The sequence below is a fragment of the Paenibacillus paridis genome (genome assembly GCF_006345825.1).
Taxonomy (GTDB): Bacteria; Bacillota; Bacilli; order Paenibacillales; family Paenibacillaceae; genus Pristimantibacillus; species Pristimantibacillus paridis.
On record NZ_VCIX01000070.1, the window covers coordinates 17597 to 36712 of the forward strand.

General features: G+C 48.6%; 24 protein-coding genes. 5 read left to right on the forward strand and 19 right to left on the reverse strand.

Annotation, left to right across the window (positions count from 1 at the left end; translation table 11 throughout):
- Positions 1-28: 28 nt before the first annotated feature.
- From FJQ58_RS04520 to FJQ58_RS04570, 13 genes are all read right to left on the reverse strand, one after another.
- Positions 29-514 carry a hypothetical protein gene (locus FJQ58_RS04520; protein WP_139991243.1) on the reverse strand — a complete coding sequence of 162 codons (486 nt, stop codon included), beginning with the start codon at positions 512-514 and terminating at the stop codon, positions 29-31.
- 21 nt (positions 515-535) lie between these two features.
- Positions 536-961, reverse strand: coding sequence for a hypothetical protein (locus tag FJQ58_RS04525; RefSeq protein ID WP_139991244.1), 426 nt, complete (start codon positions 959-961; stop codon positions 536-538).
- A complete protein-coding gene (locus FJQ58_RS32245) occupies positions 958-1104 on the reverse strand; it encodes a hypothetical protein (RefSeq protein WP_162341302.1) in 147 nt (48 codons plus the stop codon). Before FJQ58_RS32245 ends, FJQ58_RS04525 begins: the two co-directional genes overlap by 4 nt.
- A gap of 48 nt (positions 1105-1152) precedes the next feature.
- Entirely contained in the window at positions 1153-1302 is a 150-nt protein-coding gene (locus tag FJQ58_RS32535; RefSeq protein WP_175598066.1) for a hypothetical protein, read from the reverse strand.
- Between the two features lie 38 nt (positions 1303-1340).
- Complete coding sequence (locus FJQ58_RS04530; RefSeq protein ID WP_139991245.1) at positions 1341-2231, reverse strand: hypothetical protein; 891 nt, start codon at positions 2229-2231, stop codon at positions 1341-1343.
- 13 nt (positions 2232-2244) lie between these two features.
- Positions 2245-3180 (reverse strand): type II secretion system F family protein, encoded by a 936-nt coding sequence (locus tag FJQ58_RS04535; RefSeq protein WP_139991246.1) that lies wholly within the window; start codon positions 3178-3180, stop codon positions 2245-2247.
- Positions 3177-4547: an ATPase, T2SS/T4P/T4SS family gene (locus FJQ58_RS04540; protein WP_139991247.1), complete on the reverse strand. Its 1371-nt coding sequence runs from the start codon at positions 4545-4547 to the stop codon at positions 3177-3179. The genes FJQ58_RS04535 and FJQ58_RS04540 overlap by 4 nt, the downstream gene beginning before the upstream one ends.
- The gene (locus FJQ58_RS04545) at positions 4544-5392 is read right to left on the reverse strand and encodes a CpaE/TadZ family protein (protein WP_139991248.1); all 849 of its coding nucleotides are present in this window, start codon (positions 5390-5392) and stop codon (positions 4544-4546) included. The genes FJQ58_RS04540 and FJQ58_RS04545 overlap by 4 nt, the downstream gene beginning before the upstream one ends.
- Entirely contained in the window at positions 5389-6114 is a 726-nt protein-coding gene (locus tag FJQ58_RS04550) for an SAF domain-containing protein (protein ID WP_139991249.1), read from the reverse strand. The genes FJQ58_RS04545 and FJQ58_RS04550 overlap by 4 nt, the downstream gene beginning before the upstream one ends.
- Before the next feature lie 336 nt (positions 6115-6450).
- On the reverse strand, positions 6451-6801 hold the full coding sequence (locus tag FJQ58_RS04555) for a type II toxin-antitoxin system PemK/MazF family toxin (protein WP_028609438.1): 351 nt from the start codon (positions 6799-6801) through the stop codon (positions 6451-6453).
- Between the two features lie 3 nt (positions 6802-6804).
- Positions 6805-7086 carry a CopG family ribbon-helix-helix protein gene (locus FJQ58_RS04560; protein WP_028609437.1) on the reverse strand — a complete coding sequence of 94 codons (282 nt, stop codon included), beginning with the start codon at positions 7084-7086 and terminating at the stop codon, positions 6805-6807.
- A 228-nt stretch (positions 7087-7314) separates the two neighbouring features.
- The gene (gene alr / locus FJQ58_RS04565; protein ID WP_139991250.1) at positions 7315-8499 is read right to left on the reverse strand and encodes an alanine racemase; all 1185 of its coding nucleotides are present in this window, start codon (positions 8497-8499) and stop codon (positions 7315-7317) included.
- Between the two features lie 148 nt (positions 8500-8647).
- Positions 8648-9844 carry an outer membrane lipoprotein-sorting protein gene (locus FJQ58_RS04570; protein ID WP_139991251.1) on the reverse strand — a complete coding sequence of 399 codons (1197 nt, stop codon included), beginning with the start codon at positions 9842-9844 and terminating at the stop codon, positions 8648-8650.
- A 368-nt stretch (positions 9845-10212) separates the two neighbouring features.
- Between FJQ58_RS04570 and FJQ58_RS04575 the strand changes: the two genes are divergently transcribed.
- The 4 genes from FJQ58_RS04575 (at position 10213) to FJQ58_RS04590 (ending at position 13758) form a co-directional block, all read left to right on the forward strand.
- Entirely contained in the window at positions 10213-10428 is a 216-nt protein-coding gene (locus tag FJQ58_RS04575; protein ID WP_139991252.1) for a PspC domain-containing protein, read from the forward strand.
- A gap of 28 nt (positions 10429-10456) precedes the next feature.
- Positions 10457-11125, forward strand: a complete 669-nt coding sequence (locus FJQ58_RS04580) for a PspA/IM30 family protein (RefSeq protein WP_139991253.1) — start codon at positions 10457-10459, stop codon at positions 11123-11125.
- A gap of 240 nt (positions 11126-11365) precedes the next feature.
- Entirely contained in the window at positions 11366-12610 is a 1245-nt protein-coding gene (locus tag FJQ58_RS04585; RefSeq protein ID WP_139991254.1) for a helix-turn-helix domain-containing protein, read from the forward strand.
- Positions 12611-12708: 98 nt separating this feature from the next.
- Positions 12709-13758, forward strand: coding sequence for an ABC transporter substrate-binding protein (locus tag FJQ58_RS04590; protein WP_139991255.1), 1050 nt, complete (start codon positions 12709-12711; stop codon positions 13756-13758).
- Positions 13759-13924: 166 nt separating this feature from the next.
- Here FJQ58_RS04590 and FJQ58_RS04595 read toward each other — a convergent pair whose 3' ends face one another.
- From FJQ58_RS04595 to FJQ58_RS04610, 4 genes are all read right to left on the reverse strand, one after another.
- Positions 13925-14419 (reverse strand): cation:proton antiporter regulatory subunit, encoded by a 495-nt coding sequence (locus FJQ58_RS04595; RefSeq protein WP_139991256.1) that lies wholly within the window; start codon positions 14417-14419, stop codon positions 13925-13927.
- On the reverse strand, positions 14409-14888 hold the full coding sequence (locus FJQ58_RS04600; protein ID WP_139991257.1) for a GreA/GreB family elongation factor: 480 nt from the start codon (positions 14886-14888) through the stop codon (positions 14409-14411). Before FJQ58_RS04600 ends, FJQ58_RS04595 begins: the two co-directional genes overlap by 11 nt.
- Positions 14889-15082: 194 nt before the next feature.
- On the reverse strand, positions 15083-15901 hold the full coding sequence (locus FJQ58_RS04605; protein WP_139991258.1) for a PPK2 family polyphosphate kinase: 819 nt from the start codon (positions 15899-15901) through the stop codon (positions 15083-15085).
- Between the two features lie 17 nt (positions 15902-15918).
- Entirely contained in the window at positions 15919-16605 is a 687-nt protein-coding gene (locus FJQ58_RS04610) for a M50 family metallopeptidase (RefSeq protein WP_139991259.1), read from the reverse strand.
- A gap of 114 nt (positions 16606-16719) precedes the next feature.
- Here FJQ58_RS04610 and FJQ58_RS04615 point away from each other — a divergent pair, with 114 nt between their 5' ends.
- Complete coding sequence (locus tag FJQ58_RS04615) at positions 16720-17535, forward strand: alpha/beta fold hydrolase (protein ID WP_139991260.1); 816 nt, start codon at positions 16720-16722, stop codon at positions 17533-17535.
- 80 nt (positions 17536-17615) lie between these two features.
- On the opposite strand, the gene FJQ58_RS04620 is transcribed toward FJQ58_RS04615, so the two are convergent.
- Both FJQ58_RS04620 and FJQ58_RS04625 read right to left on the reverse strand, forming a co-directional pair.
- Positions 17616-18248, reverse strand: a complete 633-nt coding sequence (locus tag FJQ58_RS04620) for a hypothetical protein (protein ID WP_139991261.1) — start codon at positions 18246-18248, stop codon at positions 17616-17618.
- Between the two features lie 147 nt (positions 18249-18395).
- Entirely contained in the window at positions 18396-18926 is a 531-nt protein-coding gene (locus FJQ58_RS04625; protein ID WP_139991262.1) for a type 1 glutamine amidotransferase domain-containing protein, read from the reverse strand.
- Positions 18927-19116: the final 190 nt, after the last annotated feature.

Genomic DNA, 19116 nt, shown 5'->3' on the forward strand with positions numbered 1-19116 from the left:
CTTATTACACCAATTTTCCAAATGCTAGTCAACCGGATACGAGCTCGGCCGCCCCCTTTATGTACCATTCTATCGGTTCCATGACTTGAAATGCTCTCGGGTATACCATATGGACGATCATAATGACTCCCGGCTTTCTCAGCGTAACCTCATAATCATATTCAGCATTTCGGTAAGTATACGGAAAGGCTTGCTCCGCATTCACCACTTCAAAAACGACCACCTTTACTTGATGCTTCAAAAAAGAGGACGGCAGCGGCACGCCTAGCGCATCCAGCCTCAAGTTTTCTCTTAAATACAAAGAAGCAGCGCCCGCAGCTTCCTCGGGCGCCAAGCGGAGCAGTCCCTCGCCAAGCGCTTCCAGATCGAGCTGCTGAGCTGCGGCATGCGCGGCCCGATTAATTGCATGCTTCCCCTGGAATAAAGTCTTCATTGCGAGCTCCTCCTCCACCTGCAGCAGATGAATCGAAACCCAGACCGTCATCATCACTACGATAAGCAGCAGCTTGTACATCGATTCACCCGCTTTCTTCGCTTAAGGGACATATTCGCTCATTTTCATGCCAAATGCTTTTATTCGCTCATCAGGCAAAGGCGGTGTCAGCCCGATCAAACGATCGATATCAAACAAACCTTCATAGGGATAGCTCATCGTTAAAGAGATGCCAGTTCCGCGGATTAGAGGCATGCTTGAATTGGATGCGGTAAGCCCGCTTGTCGTAGAAAGCTCAAATGTTATGTTCTCTGCCCGCATCCCAAAACGGGAAATCCGCTGCCGAGACTGCTCCTGCATCTCCTCGCTAATGTAACCATATGCCCCGCTTGCTCCTACCTCCAGCAAATAATCAACCTCCTGCTGCAGTACCGCTTGTCTGACAATAAGAACATGCTTATAGATAGGAGAGAACATTAACCAGCAGAGAAGTCCGGCAAACAACACAAAAACCAAAATTTGCTTCACGGATTCGTTCCCCTAATATGGCTGCCGATCGCACTGCCCGCACCGTCCAACTGCTTCTTCATGCCTGCATCACCTTCTGTGACAGTCTGATAGAGCAAAATAACAGTGACGAGCAGCAGCATCGAAATTAAAATTCCACGCATAAAACGGATACCCCCATCCTCACTGGAGTATAAATATGTTGAAGGAAGCTATGGCAGAAGCTGGCTTATCTTCGTATTGGCAGAGGTTCCCTGCGATTCAATTTGGCTTCTAGTACCTGTTGTATCCTTGGCGATTATCGTATTGAACAGAACAACCACCACAACAAGCAGCATTACGGTCATCAAAATATTGCGCATGCGATCACCTCCTTTCTTATTTTCGCAAAAGGTTTAGGTCAGCTTAGCGATTGGAAAAGCTTCTGCCCCTCGCGCACCCACGGATAAATAAAAATTTGAAACGTATATAAGATGGGAATGCCCGCTATAACAAACAAAAGGTAAGAGGCCGATTCCTTGCGGCTTTCTTTGGCCAGTTCAATTTTTTCTTTGTAATCCTCGATGCGTACGCGCAAAATATCATAATATTGGCGGCTCTCATGCAGCCGAAGCGCATCGAGCGTTTCCACGAAGCTTAGCCCCTCTTCTGTGCCAAGCCTTTGCTTGAAGCGCTGTAGGGCGCCGCCCGCGTCATGGTACCATTCCGCCAGCAGCCGTTCGAGATCAACGCGCGTAGCTCTCGTAAACGGAACGCACCGCAGCAGCTTGGCATGAATATGCAGCGAGGATTCAGACATATAAAGAAGCTGCTTGCTGATAACGAATATCTCTTTGGTAATCTGAAGTGCGCGTACTCTTCGAAAAGCGCGCAGCCAAACCAAATCAAAAGCGAGCATCAGCATAAGGACCAGCAGGAAACTTATCAAATAGGAAGCAGGAACATAGGCATTCACATGCTCGTGCCCTGCAGCAGCCGCAACCAGAACAGTGCCAACGGTTGCGAAGAGCACTCTTCTAGCCAGCACATACCATGCGGCATCCGAAGTTACGCCGCAGCCCGCGAGGAGCAGCTCACGCTCCATAAAGGAAGGCTGCTGCCTCGAAACGAAGAGCAAGCGCAGCCACTTGTCAGGTGCAGACTTCGTTCGCCAGCTCAGCAGAGCCAGATGCCTCCACCTGGAAGGACGCTGTGGCCAAAGCTGTAATAATACATAAATGGCGATCGCTCCGAAGAGAGACTGGCCTGCCAACACCGCGAAACGAAGCAAGCTTTGAGTAAACTCTGGCATCGACGAACTCCCTTCACATTTTTTTGCGCGACAGCCACAAACCCATTAGGAATGAAGCGAAAATAAGCAGCAGCGCGTTTAATAACATATCTCGCCCCTGCGGATCCACAACGTAATAATAATAAGAATTATCCTTGTTGTAGCGCAGGTTGATGCCGATAAACAAACCAAGAAACAATAACGGGGAGAAATTCGCTACGCGTATCTCGAGCATTCGATTTCTCTCCTGTTCATTCGCGCGCCTTGCCTTGCGCATATCGGTCAGAAGCTCTTTCAGGCTATCCGTTATAGGAACCCCTTCCACAAGCGCGACGCGCAAAATATTTACAAAATAATCAGCCCATAAATGGCCAAGCGACAAGGAAAGCAGACGAAGGCTCGCCTCATCGTCACCTCGCACAGAAAGATTGCGATACAGCTGTTCAAATACCGCTTGCATCGGGCCAAGCAGCCGACGCTCCTCTACCGTACGCTGAAGAGCTACCCTTACCTGACTCTCGCCTGTAACCAAATAGCACTGATAAAACAACTCTACCGCAGGTAAAAAATCCATTTGCGTCTGCATCCGCCGATGCACCAGCAAGGCTCTTAAAGCTGTATAAGGCAGCGCGCCAAGCAAACTTCCAAATAACAAGGTTCCCCGTACGCTTTGGAAAAAAAGACCGCCTGACGCGACGCCAGCAAGCAACAGCAAGCCAGACACGGATACGAAAGCAGAAGGCGTCATCTTCAAGCGGAGCGACTCCAATAAATCCGACAAGTGAACATATAGCCTTTCATAACGTTTGAAACGGTGAGTGAGCCGTTTACGCCAGCTGCTTTCCGCACGGTAAGTTAATTTCCGGACCATCTCCTGCTCCTTGGACCAAATAAGAAGAAGATGATACAGAGCAATAAATATCAAGCAAAAGAGCAGGCATGCAGCCGCACTGACCGATAGCTGGCTCACCGCTCACCCCGCCCGTTTAAGAGCTGGTCGGACACTCTTTTTGACGGAGGGTGAGGAAATATCCATTCATCCAGCGACTCGTCAAATTTCACCCAATCGCGGACATGGGCTTGCCCCGCTTCCCAGTAAAGCTCTCCGATCCTGCTAACCACCCGGCGTCCCCCAAGATAGCTCATTTCAACGCCTATCTCTGTTACGTACTGCGTGATTCGTTTCGTCAAGCGCTCAGCATTCATTCCTCTGCCATCGAGCATGCACATATCGGTAATCGCCTCCGGCACGTCCTCTAGCCTGTTCGCATGAACCGTCGTCATGCTCCCGGAATGTCCCCTCGTACACGCCCGGACATAAATATTCGCATCCAGATCACGAATCTCGGCATGAATAATCCGCTGCGGAGACTGCCTAAGCGCAAGTTTAAACGCCTGATCGGCGCGATGGTGCGCATCATCTTCCTCGGCCATGTATTCCACAACGTTTTTGTTTGGAAAATCACGGCCAAGCATCATTTCAAATCGCCCTTCGATTGTAATGATCCGCTCTTCGTCCGGAAGCTCGGCAATCAATGCTTTAATAAGATTGGTTTTGCCGGAATTGGTTGGTCCAATAATGACCAAATTATATCGGGCCGCCAATATCGCTCTAAGCAGCTGCTCCACACGTTCGTTCATCGTCCTATAATGAGGGTTGCTGAGCGTAACTAGACTGAAGCTGCGGACAGTATAGAAGCGGATCGTCAGCGTTGGGCTAGCCGTAAATCCAAAGCCAGTCAGCGTTACGCGCGAGCCGTCGCGCAGCATCACCTCTGCCCATCGTTTGCGCGGATTAATCCGGTCATTGTTGTAGAGCACCAGATTTTGCTGGATGCGCTCAACCTCGCGAACACTGTTGAAGCAATAAACCGAAGGAACAGTCAAGCCGTTTCTGACAACGAATATCCGTTCTCCAACAACCTGTATTTCCTCCAGACCCTCCTTATCCGCCAAAATCAACTCAAGCACATTCAGGCCAATGACCTCTGCAAACAGGGCTTCTGCTAACGTTTGATAAGGATGCTGGACATTAGAAGAACCATGAATACGCAATCTGATCAGTCGGTCCGTAATAACGGCAAGGATTTGTTCGCGCTCCTGCGAATAGCCGAGTACCGCACGATTAAGCGTCTCGCTGTATTGCCTGCGCTCTTCTTCGCCCAATCCGTGCGGAGCGCTTAAATACCCTCTTATATCCTCAGAGAGCCTTATAAATTCATCCTTTGTTTCAGAAGACCAATAGGGAGCCGCTGCTTTAGCCTCGCGGCTATCCTTTTCTAATTGCAATTGGGCTGCAAATTCCGAGGGAGAGAAGCGCGATGGCTGAGCGGTCATGAGCTCGTACCGTTGCGATGAGTCATCAGCTTCCGATACCAGGGTTGAACCGAAATCATTGCCGGCTTGCTTCGGATGCCATGCCTCTGCATAATCGCTTTCGTAGGCAGCTGCATGGCTTGCCTGCCCTCCGGGTCTGCTTTGAGCCACTGCGCATACGTTCCATTATCCAACTGGCTGAAAACCGGCTCACTCAATTGAAGCTTTCCTAACGCAGACGTACCCAGCTCTTTGCAAATATGTTTCATCTGATAACCTCCACTCCTCCATGGGCTATTGATAATAATCGAATCATACCGTTCAGGCGCTACACCAAATAGCGGAGATACCTGACTAATCCAGCGTTTTCCATCCTCTTGAAAATGGGACAATGCCGGCGTCGTCACCAGAATGCGCGTGCTGGCCCTTTGGATCGAGCAAATGGTAGCCGCATTATCCCAATAAGCTCCAACGTCCAAAATGACGAATGCGAAGGTTTGCTCCGCTATTGCAAGAAGATGCTCCGCTTCTTCAGGCGTAAAATACTCCGCTTGGTCCCTCATCAAATTGCCGAACAATACTTGAAGATTGGGCTGACTAGGGACAATATAAGCGGCTCTTCGCAGCTTCTCCGGAGTCAGCGTATAAGACCGCAGCTCCGGTCGAAGCTTATCCAGCGTTACTGGCGGCTCTTCCACGCCGAGGTAGCGATGAATCTTGGCGCTCTTTAAATTGAGGCACAAGTATCCGATCGGCATGCCGCTTGCTTCCGCCATTCGGAACGCTGCGGCAAACGCTGCCGCCGTAGTTCCTATATTCGGGGTTGTGCCAACAAATGCAGCAAGAGGCGTTAGAGCTCCGCTCACGTTCCATTTCCCTCCTCATCCGCAATGAGTTCAAGCGACTCGGGGCTGTAGGCAACGACCAGCTTCAGCACGCCGCTGCGGCATAATTCATCCAGCTCAAACCACTGCTCCTCCGTTAAATTCAAATTCAAATAATCAATCATGCCATTGGCTTCGCGCCTTGAAGCATACATCTGCTGCTTGTCCCCCTCTGCTAGCGAGAACAAGTTAGGATTCTCTATGTTATCAACCTCTACGTTGCCTGAAGTTTTTACCGAAGCTACAGTGACAGCCTGTGTGAACAGCCTCCGCGAAGGCGACTCCTCTCCTGAGGCATAAAGCAGCACCTTGTCACCCGCCCTTATTCCGTTTGAAATGGAGAGAATGTATGCCTTGGGTATTTGGAACGTCGACTCCGCTTTGCTCGGCTGCAAATAATAATCGTCAACCTTCCATAGCAGGAGAGGCTCTCCTTTCCCTAAAGGAATGATCGTTTCCTTTCCTGTGGCCTGCTCCAGCTTGGTCACCATTTCAGAGAGATAAGCAGCCTGCGGAAGCATTTTAAACTCCAGATCACTTTCAGAGAGCCGCTCGCCCGCTCCAATAAAACGCTTTGGTACCACGATAGCGACGGTATCCTCCCGTTCAATTTGGATTCGCTGCAGCTCATACATGCCATAAACCAAACTTGCTGAAAGCACCGCAGCGGTTAAGCTGATGATTGCACTTCGCTTTCTCTTCATCTCCACTCCTCTCTGAGCATAAAAAAAGAACGCAGCAGTAGCCCTCTAAGGGTACTGCGTGCGTTCTTCGCATAATAAAGCTCATATATTAGTAGCAATAAGTAATTGAGTACATAATAGCAAATTAAACTTTCGTTTGTCTATCATTTTTTTCCTAAATTCAGCAAAAAACAGTAAATGTCGACAAAAGAACCATATAACCTGTCATTTTTCATTGTATCTTGCAATCTTGCCTAACCGCATTCTAGAGGATAGACCCCGTTTCTAAAATTAAAAATAGAGCTATTCGGTTCAGCAACAGCTGCTGTTGAACCGAATAGCTCTATTTCACCGTTATTAAAAATCGATTAGCCCAACACTGATTAACAGCGCATCATCCACCTTGCGCATCGTTTCGTCGTCCAGATGCGTAATCTTGTCGGTTAATCTTTGCTTGTCAATCGTTCGTATCTGCTCAAGAAGCACGACGGAATCACGATCAAACCCATGAGCGGCTGCATCCATTTCTACGTGGGTAGGCAGCTTCGCTTTTTGGATCTGTGCCGTTATCGCAGCAACGATTACCGTAGGGCTGAAGCGATTTCCGATATCATTCTGAATGACCAGTACGGGGCGAACACCACCCTGCTCCGATCCGACGACGGGGGATAAATCCGCAAAAAATACATCTCCGCGTTTTACTATCAACCGCTACACCCCGCTAACGAGACGGCCTAACGTATGATCTGCTTCTTCCTCCGCTTGAAAAGCTTCCGAGGCCATGTTCAGGTTTATTTTCGCCATCTCCATATATCCGCGCTGCATGGATTCCCGGATTTGACGCTTTTTGCGCTCGACCAAATATAGCTTCATGGCTTGCCGAATAAATTCGCTGCGGTTGGAGTTTTCCTTGGCAACTATCCCGTCAACCTCCTCCAGCAAGTGATCTGGCAGGCTTATCATGATCCTTTTGGTATTTTGTACATTGGCCACCGTACTGACACCCCCAAAACTTTTCCATAACCTTACTACTCATTATAACAATATATTGCCGTCGCTATACTTCAACATATCTATGATCGCCGTATATCAAATATGCTGTATGTTTTCATGTATAGCCCTTATAGATGATCTGTCTTACTACATTCGTCCTATTTAGCGAAAATCCTCTTCATTTGCGAAAATTTGCAGAAAGAAAAGATTTCCATGTTAAACTCCGGCTTAAGCTAAGGGGTTGTGAATGGCTGTCACTTGGCCTCCATTTACATATACACGCGGTATACGCGCAGCCAGCATGCAAATCACCTCATAGTTAATCGTGCCAAGCTGGTCTGCCACTTCTTCCACCGTAATAACCGCATTGCCTTGGCGGCCAATGAGCACCACCTCTTCGCCAGCCGCAACTGGCGTCGAAGCTGTTTCTGAAGATGCATCAAGCGCAATCATGCATTGATCCATGCAAATGGTCCCGCGAATCGGCTCCTTCATGCCGCGAACAAGCCCGTAAGCCTTTCCACTAAGCATGCGGCTAAAGCCGTCAGCATACCCGATAGGCAGCGTTCCGATCAACTCTTCGCCTTTCGTGACATAACGCGTGCCATAGCTGATGCCCCAGCCTGGCGGCGCTTTTTTGACCATCGTAATTTCCGTTTTTAATGTCATCACAGGTTCAAGATCAACCCGCTGCTTGTTAACCTCTTCCGACGGATATAAGCCGTACATGCTTATTCCGAGGCGCAGCATTCCGCCTGCCCAATTCGGAGTATCGATTCCCGCAGCGCTGTTAGCTGCATGAATAATGGGGATTGGCAAGCCTTGCTTCTCCACATACTCAGCCACTTCACGGAATCTGACGTATTGCAGCATCGTGTAGTCCTTATCCGCCTCGTCTGCACGCGCGTAGTGCGTAAATAAGCCCTCCACGTCAAGCTGGGGAACCTGCATAGCCTTTTCAATAAAAGACACCGCAGCAGCCGTTCCAATCACACCAAGACGTCCCATGCCGGAATCAACCTTTATGTGTACCTTAAGCTTACGACCGCCGGGATCAGCGGGCAGGTTAGCTGCCGCTTCCAAAATGTCATCCCGGAACAGACTAATGGTCACATTCCGGTCTCTGGCAATAGACAAGGCATCCGCAGCCACGAAACCAAGCACAAGAATCGGGGTTTGGATGCCAGCATTTCGTAATTGCAAGGCTTCATCAAGAAATGCAACGCCAAGATAGTCAATGCCGTTGCGTTCAGCTTCTCGCGCCACCTCGACAGCGCCGTGCCCATAAGCATTTGCTTTGACCGAAGCCATCAGCTTGCAGCCCTGAGGCATCGCTTTGCGAAAAGCCTGTAAATTATGTCGTAATGCATCTAGTGACAATTCTACCCTGGTTGGGCGATAAAACGAATCCAAGCCGTTCACCTTCTCCTTATATAGCAGCCACAACAATCCGAGCAGCAAACATCAATAGCAATAATGTTAAACGTTGCTGCTGGGACTGTCAATGAAACGAAAGCCGGAATTGGCTAGTACGTCTTGGAAATTCTCGCGTTTCCCCGTTTTATTTCCCGATTTCACCCTGTACCGACTGTGCAACCTTAATCATTTCGGATTCTGGCAGATTAGCGCTCGTCAGACGGAATTGATGGCCTTCATACGTCCACGTTAGCGTCTGCTGTTCATCTGTGTTGAGCTGCCCCATCGTAAATCCAAGATCGACCATCATCCCCGGAACAAGCGATGCCGCTTGATCTTTCGGCTCCGTCTGGATCAGCGTATAGCTGTAGTCCCCAGTGTAACGGCTCATCAGTCCAGGATTACCGCCGAACACGATATCTACAAAATCCTGTTCAACTACGCCATCCGGTGTGTAAGACGGCTTCATCGCAGTAAAATCAGCTTTCTCCTCCGGTTTCGCGCCAGTGGCAGCATCATCCTCTTCCTCTTCTGCCGCATTTCCGCTGTTATTCGTTTGATCATCGCCGTCTACGGCGCTGTTCTCTGGCGTATTGCCGCTGTTGTTAGTGCCTGCATTCACATTGCTCGGCTCGTTGCCTGCTGCTCCATCATTGCCTGAATCATCCGGCAAGGTCATCGTAGGCTCTTCTGTCGATTGACTGGACGGCGTTGCGTTCATGTTCGCCTCCGTCTCGAACACGGCTTTGTCGAATTTCGGACCGAAGTCGAATTTATCAAATTTCACTTCAACCATCACCGCTGCGTTCGTGTCGCTGACTTCTACCTGAACCGGCTTGTAATCCGATTTATTGAGCCAAATTTTCTGGCGGGCCAACGATCCGTTATTGTAATTGGCCATGACATCAAACACATAGGAATCTTCATCAATGACAAACTGCCGGGAGTTATCCACCAAGATGCTTTGAATAAGCGTTTGGTACAAATAAACCTGGCCTTGATTTTGCGGCCAATCGCTTTGGAAGCGGAATACTTTATTCAGCTTCGGTGTGAGAACGAATACGCCGTCGTCATTGCGAAGCACGATTTGTGTAATGTCCTTCTCTTCATTGGTAAGCTTGATCCGATAGTATTGCGGCTTCTGATAGGATACTTCCACCTTGTACTCGAGTGGCTGCTGTCCCGTCCGCAGCGTCATCGTCCCGCTTCCTTGATAGCTCTCCATACTGTTTACTACTTTGTCGAGCTCCTTAACCACGGACTCGGCGTCCTTCGTTCCGCAAGCTGCTAATACTAGCGACAAACATAATATTATTGCCGCGGTCCATGTCATGCGACGCATGTAATCATCCCCTCTGCACATTGTTTTTTACTGGCTGATAACATGTCTATGAGGGGACTTGACCAATTATGCGGACTAGTTTGACAAGCTTAGGCAAAGCGGCCATTTTTTATTTTCAACTCGCAATTGCGTGACGTCTTCATCTCTCATCTAAACCTTACTTATTTCGATCCTTTCCTATCCTTGCGATTAAAGGCATGCTCCTCTGCATCATTAGAAAATAGAAACAGCCTACTCCCTGCCCCGCCGTTTGTCGCAGCAATACCCGCCTAAAGCCTAGTACTCACAACCGACTGCGGTCCGTTACGGATTCCAAAGCGACCCTCTACAATTAAGACATAGACGAACACGAGGAAGGATGAACGAATATGAAAAAGTTATTTCGATCAACTACGGATAGTAAGCTAACAGGTCTCTGCGGAGGACTTGGGCAATGGCTGGGCATTGATTCTACGATTATAAGATTGCTTGTCGTCATTACGTCGTTCTTCAGTTTTGGAGCTGTCATACTCGCTTATTTCATCGCAACGCTGATTGTGCCAAAAGCAACGAGCCAAGATTTCAGATTTGCCGACCACTACTAATCAAACACATATAAGGAGAGATGATAGAATGGGTATTTTACAACGCGTAGTTAGCATGACGAAGGCAGCAGCCAATGAGGTGCTGGACAAAATGGAAAACCCCGTTACGATGCTTAATCATTACCTGAGAGATTTGGATGAAGAGATTGCGAATACCGAACGGGAAAGCTTGCATCAACAGGCGCAAGAACGCGTTTTGCAAACAAAACTTAGCGAGCTGAAGGAACAAGCCCGTTATTACGAGAGCAAAGCAGAGCAAGCTGCAGTGGAAGAGCGCGAGGAAGAAGCACGTACGGCGCTTGAAGCAAAAATTTTGTATTTGGACCAGCACGAAGAGACCTCGAAACTGCTTCAGCTTGCCAAGCAAGCGGCATTCGAGCTTGGTCTACGGCTCGAGTCGCTCAAAGAAGAAAAAGTCAGGCTGCAAGAAAAACGCAAAGAGCTTGTCCTTCGCATGAAGAAAACCGATGGTACATCCGGTTATTCATCTTCGGACCCTTTGCATGCCAGCTCCGCCTCCAGAGGCTTTGAGCGTATCGAGCAGAAGCTAATGGAACGAGAAGCACAGCGGGAGTTATCCAGAGGTTTGTACTCCTTCGATTCGAATCAGCCAGGGCATGAATTTCAAAACGAGCAGCGGAATGCACGCGTAGATGAAGAGTTGAAACGGTTATTGCAGAAGAAATCCGGAAACTAATTCCAAATCCAAGTGAGTGCTCATCTATCCGTAGAATAACAGCCGCCTTCCTCCCCCGAAGGCGGTTTTTCTTATGGCTAATCGCTTCTATTGCCTCCCTCTTAAACTATCCATTCTTCTCCCATCTATTAAAAGGGTTGGGTTGGGTTGGGTTGCTTCGCTGCCTATTTTCGTTTAAACTATTAATGATAATCATTATCATTTAAACAAACAGGACAAGCTCTATTCCGGAGGAACGACATGACAAGATTGTACTCTAGCGATCAGATGCCTGAAGGACAAGGCCATTTTACAAAAACTCCTTCCCACATAATAACCACTTCGTCCACTACCTCTCTCATGCAAGCGGAGGCGTGCCCTGCCTTAGAGAACAAAGCATGCATAGACCAATCCATCACATTTATGAATGAAAAATACGCCGAGGAGCTCACCAGAGAAAGTCTCTCGGCTGTAGCTGGCATGAGCCTTTGGCATTACTCTCATCAATTCAAGCACTGGGTCGGGAAAAGTCCAATCGATTACTTAAATAGCATTCGCATAAACAAAGCCAAGGAGCAGCTTCTGCAATCCGGCATGCGCGTCAAAGAAGTTGCCAGCCAGGTTGGCTTCGAGGACGAGTTTTATTTTAGCCGGAAATTTAAAAAAGCGGCGGGCATTCCGCCAAAAGAATATGCCGCATGGACAACCAGCAGAATTGCCGCCTTCTCTTTCCCTTACGCAGGCCATTTGCTCGCACTTGGCATTATGCCCTACGCCGCATTGGTCGATAGCGAGAGGGACGTTCATCGAAAAACAGTTTTACCCGAAATTCCTTATCATCTAAGGCGATCCAAAAGCATGGACCAAGAAATGGTTGACTATAACCGCAATACTCTTGTCCATGCGAGGCCAGAGCTGATTTTTTGTGACGATATGGTCGACGAGCAGGTCAGAGCCTCGATTAGCCGAATTGCTCGCACCGTCGTTATTCCATGGCTCGGGCTGAATTGGAGACAGCAATTCATTCAAATAGCTTCCCATCTCGGGAAAACTAGAGCTGCCAATCAATGGTTAGCCGATTATGATGCCAGAGCCTCGCTTGCAGGTGAGAAAATAAGGAAGATTTTACAATGCGAAAGCGTGTCCATCCTTCATTTGATGCTGGGCCATCTTATTGTATACGGGAGGCGTAATGGCGGAGCCGTACTTTATGAAGATTTAAGCCTAAATTGCCCTTATGATCCGGATACGATCGATGTGTTGAAATCGATTCAGGAGCGTGAGCTTCCTGCCTATACGGGTGACCGGTTGTTTTTGATTATTGATTCGGATGCAGCCTCGCAGCAAAAATGGCAGTCGCTGCAGCACTCTGAAATTTGGAAACAACTTAAGCCAGTTCGCAAGAGTGCCGTCCATCTTATCTCAGAATGCCCTTGGCTCGATTATTCCCCGTTTGCTCACAGTATCATCATTGAAGAAGCTCTGCGCCTTTGCGAATCCAGCTAGCCGTATGGATCGAACACGATTGTCCATGTTATGTGCAGGCAGCACGGCTTATAATACATTTTGATCATGATGATGACTAACAAAACGGAGGTTTACCGATGCGCCGCACCTATCACTCATTCCTATGCCTAACCGTTATACTCGCTGTCTTCTTACTATCCGCCTGCGGAAGCGCTACTGGAAACAATCATCCGGCAAATGCTTCTTCAGAGCCTGCTTCCTCTACTGAGACAGCTGGCGAGCCACAAACCCGTAAAGTAGAGCATGCCTTTGGCATCACCGAGGTTCCCTCACATCCAGAGCGCATAGCTTCAATTAATTTAGAAGATATGCTGTTATCCCTGAATATTCCGCTTGTCTTCGGGATGTCTATCGGTGAAGGGTACTATTTGAACGACAAGCTGAAGGAACAAGGAGCAGCTTCTGAAATCTGGGGAGAAAGCCTTAATCTCGAAGCGATTCTCGCCGCTCAGCCCGATCTCATAGTGGCAAGTACGGCGATTGAGCAGGCGGATTACGAAAACCTGTCCAAAATCGCACCCACGATCACTTATGACCGTGAAGATTGGAGAAATTCGCTTGCTTTGATCGGCGACGCGCTAGGTGCTGCCGACCACGCCAAACAGGTGATAGACAGCTATGACGAGAAGGCTGCGCAAGCGAAAATCGCTCTTGCCGATGCCAATGTTGATAAGAAGAGCATCGCCTTCATCCGCATGACCGGCAAGGATTTCCGCGTTTATTTTCCCAACTATCAAGACAAAGAAACCGGTAAAGATTGGCCGACCTATCCGGGCATCATTTACAATGAGCTGGGCCTAGCACTTGATCCAACGGTAGCAGCATGGCATGAAAAACAGCCTAATTTTCAAAATATGACCGTCTCGCTGGAAATGCTGCCTGAGCTGAAGGCGGATTATCTATTCGTAACGATGGGCGGTGCCGGAAGCACCGATGACGAGATCAAGCAGGCAAGGGAAGCCTTCGCTGATTTTGAACAAACAAGCGTATGGCAATCCTTAGAGGCTGTTAAGCAAAAACAGATCAGATTTGTAAACGCGAGACACTGGATCAGTTCAGGCCCAATCGCAAACAGCCAGAAAATCGACGATGTCGTAAAGGCGCTTACCGCTGTTGATGCTGAATAAACTGGCTGCAAGCATACAAGAATAAAAGCCTAAAGATGCCTTCTTTCATCAAAAAAACAGGAGTTACACCTTTAGCAGTGAAAACTGCCTTTGGAGTAACTCCTTTTTTATGCCAACGCACATCGAGCAAACGACTGAATTAGCTGTATGAGCAATGAAGCATCGGCTATAGCGTTCCATTCAGCAGTATTGTTTTTAACTGGTTTAATTGCTTGCGTTCTCCGGCTACGACCAAGGTCAATCCAGCGGTAAATACGTATTCCGCACCCGGATTAATATGCTTCGTCTTATCCTTCTGCACTACGGCAAGGATCGTTGCACCGGTCGTTCTGCGAATATCGAGCTCCCCAATCCGCTTGCCTACGCATTTGGACAGTGGCTCCAGCCGAAGCCATTCAATGATCAAGCTATCCAGCGCAATCTCCTGATTTTCCAGAAACTTCGGCTTGTAGGTGATCCCTGCGATAATGGCAGAGACGACTCTTGCTTCCTCATCATCAAGCGTAACCATGGACAGCATATCGTCCGGCTCATCAGGGTCCAGATGAAAAATATCCCGCCGTTCATCGTTATGGACGACAATAACCAGCTTCTCTCCACTGCGGGTACACAGACTATACTTGCGTCCAATGCCGGGCAATTCGGTTTCTCTAAGATCCACGTGCTTCTCCCCCTTCCATAGAGGAGTTGCCGCCAGTAAACGTGATTGCGGCAATGCGGGTACGGATCGCTCCGGATGGCGCGGCAACGGAAATAAGATCGCCAAGATGCGCCAGCAGCAATTGCCTGCCTACAGGAGACAGAAAGGAAATCAGGTTTTCGTCTGGATCTGCTTGATCAGGCAGCACAATTGTAAAAGAATCCTTGGTATCAAAATCTGGATATTCAAACGTGACATAGCTCCCGATAAGCACCTGGGAATGCAGCCCCTCGTCTGCCAACGAATCCGGGTCCGAAAGCAGCTTTTGTACGGTCTGTGTATACAGGGATAAAAATTGACTGATTTCCGTACGCTCCTTGCCATGCATGACAAAATAGGCGTCGAGAAAGCGATTCTTCTCGTCACCCAACAGGACAAGCTGTGCGACCAACTGTTCTCTTACACGGGATAGACCGGTACTATGGTTCATAGTAAACTTCCCCCCCTATGCGCACAATGCTGATTCTGCTCAAACAACCAACTGCTTTTTTCATGCTTTTCTCCTCCTAAAAAAATATAAGGCCTCTGCGTCAGAGGCCTTATACCAAGCTTACCAAACATAATCGATATGTCCAGCTATTATTTAGCATTTACTCTTATTGGTCGCTTTTGGGATGCTACCGACTAGCCTTCCTCCCGCTTAATTTCCTCCAGCAGCAGCTGTAATTCAGGGTTTGCAGGCGGATCCTTAAGCTCTAAGCTGCGCAAAGCATCAACCGCAATGTTTAGGACCGCATAATTGCGATACCAGCGGTTATCGGAGGGAACGATATGCCAAGGCGATGCTTTGCTGCATTTTTCAAACAGCTCCTCATAGTACTTGCCATACTGCTTCCATGATTTGCGCTCCAATAGATCGGAAGGGTCGAATTTCCAGTTTTTGCTAGGATCCTCAATCCGGCTGATCAGCTTCTCGAGCTGGAATTCCTTTGAAATGTGCAAAAAGATTTTGACAACCTTCACCCTGCTATCCGCTAATAAAGCTTCAAAATGGTTAATATGCTTAAAGCGCTGCTTAGCCTCCGCATCATCCACCTTGCCGTGAATTCTCGTAATCAGCACTTCCTCATAATAGGAACGGTTAAACACAGTAATCTGTCCAAGTGGAGGGACGAGGTGATGCGTTCTCCATAAAAAATCATGGCGAGCCTCATCCTCGGTCGGAGTTTTGAAGCTGTAGGCCGATATGCCTTGAGGATTCAAGCCTGCGAACACTTTTTTGATGACGCCGTCCTTTCCGCTGCAATCCATCCCTTGAAATATAAAAAGCACGGACTGCTGTTTGCTGGCGATAAGCTTCTCTTGCAGCTCCTGCAATTCGAGCTCCAGGTCTCTTATCTTCTCGGTTACGTCTTCTTTGCTCGCAAAGCTTCCCGTATCCTTGGGATCATAGTCCGACAAGTCCACTTTCTTCTTCTCTGGCAGCCTATATTTTTTCGGCAAATTTATCACAGCCTTCCTTATTTACTTATTAGTATCCCTCCCGGCCTCCTCTTAAACAAATAGCCGATCGCTATTTTGGCGCACCATAGGGCAAAGCCGCAAAATAAGAGAGACCAGACCATTGCAGGCACAGCCGTCGCCGCGCTTAAACTCGCTGCATCGCCCGCTGCAGCTGGTTCTGATACCGATATCACGAGCAGCACAATCGGGCTAATAATCGACTCTACCAAGCAAATGAACGCCAGCAGCAAATAATAACCCGTCCGCAGCCAGGCTGGCGCGGCAAAATAAACCAAAGCCGTTAGCGCCGTAAAACCGCCACTCCATGCCATGCCATATCCATTGCGAACGAACAGCGCCAGAGCCACTGCAGCCGTTCCGGCAATCAGAGCTAAACCCAGCCGCAGCTTTCCTTTTGCATACAAAACGAACAGGAGCAGTGCAAATAAAGCGGATCCCATATAACCGGCGAGCGCAATCGGAATCTGCATCCAGCTATCCGTATAAGAGGAATAGGTCACTCCGCTCTGGTCCGCATACAAGTAGATATGCATCACGCTGCCTTTGAGCAGAAGCGTTGCAAGTGCGTGTGCAAGCTCATGCATCAACGTGTTTACGTTTTGAAAATAAGCCGAGAATGGGATCAATCTCGTCAAAAAGGCCGTAACGATCATAATGGCCGCCATTCTTATCCAAGAGAACATGCCGTTGCCTCCAATTGCTCCTTATTCTACTTCTACATACGGATGAGAAAGAAATATTGTTCAAAATACGCGCGATTGGGTAAGGATTGAGATAGAACCGAGAGGAGAGATACAATGGGACATTACATTGAGGTTGAGAAAAATGTAAGACTATACGTTGAGGATATCGGCTCCGGGCCCCCTGTTATTTTCCTGCATGGCTGGCCGCTAAGCAGCCGGATGTTTGAAGCTCAGTTTACTTTGCTCTCCGAGCAAGGCTATCGCTGCATTGGCATTGACCAGCGCGGCTTCGGCAAATCCTATGCTCCCGCAGGCGGATATGCCTATGACCGGCTTGCCGACGATGTAAAGGCAGTTATCGATTATTTAAAGCTCGATCAAGCTTATTTGGTCGGCTTCTCCGTAGGAGGCGCCATTGCCGTCCGGTATATGGCAAGGCATGGAGGATACGGCGTTCGAAAGCTGGCCTTGCTGGGGGCGGCGGCTCCTTCGTTCACGCAGCGTGAACAGTATCCCTACGGTATTACGCAAGAGGAGGCCAATGAACAAATAGCCGCCACCAAAAACGACCGGCCTCAGATGCTTCGCGACTTTGGAGAAAAGTTTTTGGCCGACTGGCCGGAAAACAAGATCAGCGAGCCTTTTAAGGACTGGCTGCAAGCATTAGGTCTTGAAGCCTCTGCATGGGGAACCGTCCGCACCTTCGAATCTTTGCGGGATGAGGACTTGCGGGCGGACATGCTGCAGATCAAAGCTTCCACAACGATCTTTCAAGGCTTGCTAGACACCATTTGCCCGCCGGAATTCGCCAAGCAGCTGCTAAATGGCATTGATGGGTCCACGCTGGTCGAATTCGAGCATAGCGGACATGGGATACTCTACGATGAGCCGAATCGATTCAATAAAGAGCTGCTGGAGTTTTTAAAATAAAAAAGAAGCTAGGGGTTGTCCGTTAAGCAGCAGAAGCTGCTGCAGGATAACCCTGTTTGGTATCTAGCCAGAAGAAGCAGTCACCCCTCCGCTTGCTCCTTATGATACTTGTTTAATAAGAAATGAAAACGTTGAAAATCGCTGGAGAGCACTTTTATTTTTCTTTTCAGCCTCAGCCTTTTTTTGTGATCCTGCTCGCCATCCATATACAAATCAATATTTTTGTCCAGCTTCTCGCGCAGCGTAAGGATAATGCCTATCGCAATATGCGATCGCTCCATCTCCTGTAAATCCGCTGCAAGAGCCTCTCCGAGATGATCCAGCGTTTGCTGCTGGCTCTGCCATGTTTTTTCCAGCATCAGTTCATCCGGCGTAAAGTCCTCCCGGTAATCCTGCCCAGGAATCTGATCCCAGAACATGTACCAGCCCTCTAACTGTCCAACCTCATATAATAAATATTTATGAAAGCCGCATAACCAAGCCGTGCAGCTCGTATTTCGCAGTTGACAGCCTACCCCGTCAAGCAAGTTTCGGCAACCATTGCAGCATGAGCCGCTGTTTGCAATGCAAACCTTGCAGATATGATTTGCCCCAAGCTCGCTTAAAACCATCAGGCCGCTCTTAATCACGTCCGCCTTGCTCACCTTTTCAGGAGGATGAGTAGTTGTCCACGGGGACTTGTCCCTTCGCTCATCAAGCGTAGTATCGGGCATATGGGCACGCCCTCCTTAACATTTTAAATATGGTTAAAGTATACCCTAACCTGGGATGACTGTCATTTTAACGCAAAGAAGGCTGCCCGCAGAATAAATGCTATTCTGAACAGGCCGCCCCGTAAAAGCTATTGCTATGCTACAAAGCTACCAGGCGTTTACCCCAAGCTTCTCAATCGTTTCCCTGATAAATGCAGGCTCGTCCTCCGGTGAACGCGACGTAATCAAATTACGGTCAACGACAACCTCTTTGTCGACAAACTTCCCGCCCGCAGCTTCAATTTCCGTTGAAAGGCCAGGATATGAAGTCAACGTGCGACCCTTTAGCAGGCCGGCTGCCTCCAAAATTTGCGGACCGTGGCAGATCGCTGCAATCGTCGTGCCTGCCTCATCTGCTTCCTTTACGAAGGCTTGTACCTTCGTATTATCCATCAAATGAGAGGGGGACTTGCCACCCGGAATAATGATGGCGGAATAGTCATCCGCATTGGCCTCATCGATGCCTAGATGGGAGGTGTACGTAATCGTTCCTTGCTTGCCCGTCAGTTTTTCATTGCTATTCAGGCTAATGATGACCGCTTCATGACCATTTTTCACCATTTCATCATATGGATTTTTCATCTCGGAATCTTCAAAATCGTTAGCTAGTAGAAAAGCGACTTTTTTCGCTTGCGTCATATTTTGCACACTCCTCTCGATATTCAAACCCTACCTTACTATACCCAAAAGGTAACCGTTTGAAGCATCGTCACTTGGCTGCCCTTCATAGATACGCTGGTGAAAACCTTTGTCGCCCTACGCTACGACAAAGACTATTTTGACGTGGTGCGGTTGCTGGACAATAAGAAGAGATTACGGGACTATGTTT

What these genes read in the sequence shown, in the direction of transcription:
- FJQ58_RS04585 (WP_139991254.1), top strand. Translation starts at nt 11,366, where the DNA reads ATGACAAGATTGTACTCTAGCGATCAGATGCCTGAAGGACAAGGCCAT.
- FJQ58_RS04620 (WP_139991261.1), bottom strand. Translation starts at nt 18,248, where the DNA reads ATGCCCGATACTACGCTTGATGAGCGAAGGGACAAGTCCCCGTGGACA.
- FJQ58_RS04530 (WP_139991245.1), bottom strand. Translation starts at nt 2,231, where the DNA reads ATGCCAGAGTTTACTCAAAGCTTGCTTCGTTTCGCGGTGTTGGCAGGC.
- FJQ58_RS04590 (WP_139991255.1), top strand. Translation starts at nt 12,709, where the DNA reads ATGCGCCGCACCTATCACTCATTCCTATGCCTAACCGTTATACTCGCT.
- FJQ58_RS04520 (WP_139991243.1), bottom strand. Translation starts at nt 514, where the DNA reads ATGTACAAGCTGCTGCTTATCGTAGTGATGATGACGGTCTGGGTTTCG.
- FJQ58_RS04615 (WP_139991260.1), top strand. Translation starts at nt 16,720, where the DNA reads ATGGGACATTACATTGAGGTTGAGAAAAATGTAAGACTATACGTTGAG.
- FJQ58_RS04625 (WP_139991262.1), bottom strand. Translation starts at nt 18,926, where the DNA reads ATGACGCAAGCGAAAAAAGTCGCTTTTCTACTAGCTAACGATTTTGAA.
- FJQ58_RS04600 (WP_139991257.1), bottom strand. Translation starts at nt 14,888, where the DNA reads ATGAACCATAGTACCGGTCTATCCCGTGTAAGAGAACAGTTGGTCGCA.
- FJQ58_RS04570 (WP_139991251.1), bottom strand. Translation starts at nt 9,844, where the DNA reads ATGCGTCGCATGACATGGACCGCGGCAATAATATTATGTTTGTCGCTA.
- FJQ58_RS04550 (WP_139991249.1), bottom strand. Translation starts at nt 6,114, where the DNA reads ATGAAGAGAAAGCGAAGTGCAATCATCAGCTTAACCGCTGCGGTGCTT.
- FJQ58_RS04580 (WP_139991253.1), top strand. Translation starts at nt 10,457, where the DNA reads ATGGGTATTTTACAACGCGTAGTTAGCATGACGAAGGCAGCAGCCAAT.
- FJQ58_RS04610 (WP_139991259.1), bottom strand. Translation starts at nt 16,605, where the DNA reads ATGTTCTCTTGGATAAGAATGGCGGCCATTATGATCGTTACGGCCTTT.
- FJQ58_RS32245 (WP_162341302.1), bottom strand. Translation starts at nt 1,104, where the DNA reads ATGCGTGGAATTTTAATTTCGATGCTGCTGCTCGTCACTGTTATTTTG.
- FJQ58_RS32535 (WP_175598066.1), bottom strand. Translation starts at nt 1,302, where the DNA reads ATGCGCAATATTTTGATGACCGTAATGCTGCTTGTTGTGGTGGTTGTT.
- FJQ58_RS04575 (WP_139991252.1), top strand. Translation starts at nt 10,213, where the DNA reads ATGAAAAAGTTATTTCGATCAACTACGGATAGTAAGCTAACAGGTCTC.
- FJQ58_RS04540 (WP_139991247.1), bottom strand. Translation starts at nt 4,547, where the DNA reads ATGACCGCTCAGCCATCGCGCTTCTCTCCCTCGGAATTTGCAGCCCAA.